This window comes from Microbispora sp. GKU 823 (assembly GCF_002027145.1).
GTDB classification, from domain to species: domain Bacteria; phylum Actinomycetota; class Actinomycetes; order Streptosporangiales; family Streptosporangiaceae; genus Microbispora; species Microbispora siamensis.
This window is the reverse complement of sequence record NZ_MWJN01000223.1, coordinates 1-2,720: the sequence shown is the minus strand read 5'-3', so window position 1 is coordinate 2,720 and position 2,720 is coordinate 1. Positions and strand designations below refer to the sequence as shown.

Genomic DNA, 2,720 nt, shown 5'->3' with positions numbered 1-2,720 from the left:
CTGCAATTTCACCGGGCCTGTGGTTGAGACAGCGGGGAAGTCGTTACGCCATTCGTGCAGGTCGGAACTTACCCGACAAGGAATTTCGCTACCTTAGGATGGTTATAGTTACCACCGCCGTTTACCGGCGCTTAAGTTCTCACCTTCGCACCCCGAAGAGTGCTAAGCGGTCCCCTTAACGTTCCGGCACCGGGCAGGCGTCAGTCCGTATACATCGTCTTACGACTTCGCACGGACCTGTGTTTTTAGTAAACAGTCGCTTCCCCCTGGCCACTGCGACCCCCACCAGCTCACGAAGCAAGTCCGATCACCAGTAAAGGTCCCCCTTCTCCCGAAGTTACGGGGGCAATTTGCCGAGTTCCTTAACCACAGTTCACCCGACCGCCTTGGTATTCTCTACCTGACCACCTGAGTCGGTTTCGGGTACGGGCCGCCGCGACACTCACTAGAGGCTTTTCTCGGCAGCATAGGATCACCCACTTCGCCACAATCGGCTCGGCATCACACCTCAGGCACATGAGAGACGGATTTGCCTATCTCTCGCCCTACATGCTTACCCCGGGACAACCACCGCCCGGGCTGGGCTACCTTCCTGCGTCACCCCATCGTTTACCTACTACCAGATCAGGCCAGGCGTTCAGCCTCACCCCAAACCCGAAGGCTCGGAGGGCTTAAGGACCCTTAGTATCACTGGATTCGATATGGGCGCATCACAGCGGGTACGGGAATATCAACCCGTTGTCCATCGACTACGCCTGTCGGCCTCGCCTTAGGTCCCGACTTACCCTGGGCGGACGAACCTGCCCCAGGAACCCTTGGTCATCCGGCGCAGAAGATTCTCACTTCTGACTCGCTACTCATGCCTGCATTCTCACTCGCACGACCTCCACCACACGATCACTCGGCGGCTTCACCGGCTCGCACGACGCTCCCCTACCCACCACCAACTGACAAAGTCAGCCGGCGGTGCCACGACTTCGGCGGTGTACTTGAGCCCCGCTACATTGTCGGCGCAGAATCACTTGACCAGTGAGCTATTACGCACTCTTTCAAGGATGGCTGCTTCTAAGCCAACCTCCTGGTTGTCACTGCGACTCCACATCCTTTCCCACTTAGCACACGCTTAGGGGCCTTAGTCGGTGATCTGGGCTGTTTCCCTCTCGACCACGGAGCTTATCCCCCGCAGTCTCACTGCCACGCTCAACTTACCGGCATTCGAAGTTTGGCTGACGTCAGTAACCTTGTCGGGCCCATCAGCCATCCAGAGCCCTACCTCCGGCAAGCACCACGCAACGCTGCACCTAAATGCATTTCGGGGAGAACCAGCTATCACGGAGTTTGATTGGCCTTTCACCCCTACACACAGGTCATCCCCCAGGTTTTCAACCCTGGTGGGTTCGGTCCTCCACGCAGTCTTACCCACGCTTCAACCTGCCCATGCGTAGATCACCCCGCTTCGGGTCTACAGCATGCGACTCAAACGCCCTATTCAGACTCGCTTTCGCTACGGCTCCCCCACACGGGTTAACCTCGCCACACACCATAACTCGCAGGCTCATTCTTCAAAAGGCACGCAGTCACATCACAAACGGGCGAACCCGTTTACGCTCCTACGGCTTGTAGGCACACGGTTTCAGGTACTATTTCACGACCCCTCACCGGGGCGCTTTTCACCTTTCCCTCACGGTACTCGTTCACTATCGGTCACCAGGAAGTATTTAGGCTTACCAGGTGGTCCTGGCAGATTCACACAGGATTCCTCGAGCCCCGTGCTACTCGGGAACACTCCCAGCAGTCGGCAAGATTTCGCCTACCCGGCTATCACGGTCTACGGCCGCCCTTCCCAGAGCGTTCGACTACCCCACCGATTTCTCACTGCCTGAAGAGACGGCGGTCTCCCCCGGAAGGTCCCACAACCCCGCACACGCAACGCCCGCCGGCTATCACACGCGCACGGTTTAGCCTCCTCCGCTTTCGCTCACCACTACTCACGGAATCACTAATTTGTTTTCTTCTCCTACGGGTACTGAGATGTTTCACTTCCCCGCGTTACCACCAACCGCCCTATACATTCAGACGGCGGCAACACCACATGACTGGTGCTAGGTTTCCCCATTCGGACATCCCCGGATCAACGTCTGGTTGGCGACTCCCCGAGGCTTAACGCAGCCTCCCACGTCCTTCATCGGCTCCTGATGCCAAGGCATCCACCGTGTGCCCTAAACAACTTGGCCACAAAGATGCTCGCGTCCACTATGCAATTCACAAACAACAACCAGACAACCAGCCCACCCCACCACCAAGACACCCGAACCCACGAGCAGCACAGCCACCCACAAGCCCCGGCCGGTATGGCAGGAGACCAGCCCTGGAGAAAACAAACCACCCAGCACCTCGAAAGCGCCGAGCATACGGTCCGTTTCCTCAGGACCCAACAGTGTGCCCAACCAGTCACAACCCCCGGAAATCCGCTTTCCCACTCCGCACGAAGGCGGCGGTACTCACCGATCCGGCAACCACAACCGGCTGAATAACCAGTGCTCCACTAATGAGCACGCCACGCACCAGACACTCGCTGATGAACGCGACGATGGACCGAACTCGACACCATCACACGGACACCCGCGTGACAGCACCAACCGAGCCGGCCAGATGCTCCTTAGAAAGGAGGTGATCCAGCCGCACCTTCCGGTACGGCTACCTTGTTACGACTTCGTCCC

2 rRNA genes are annotated in these 2,720 nt (G+C 58.1%); both read right to left on the bottom strand.

Annotated elements, in window-relative coordinates:
• A 23S ribosomal RNA gene (locus B1L11_RS44300) occupies positions 1-2,234 on the bottom strand; the annotation flags it as partial.
• Between the two features lie 429 nt (positions 2,235-2,663).
• Positions 2,664-2,720, bottom strand: a 16S ribosomal RNA gene (locus B1L11_RS44295); the annotation flags it as partial.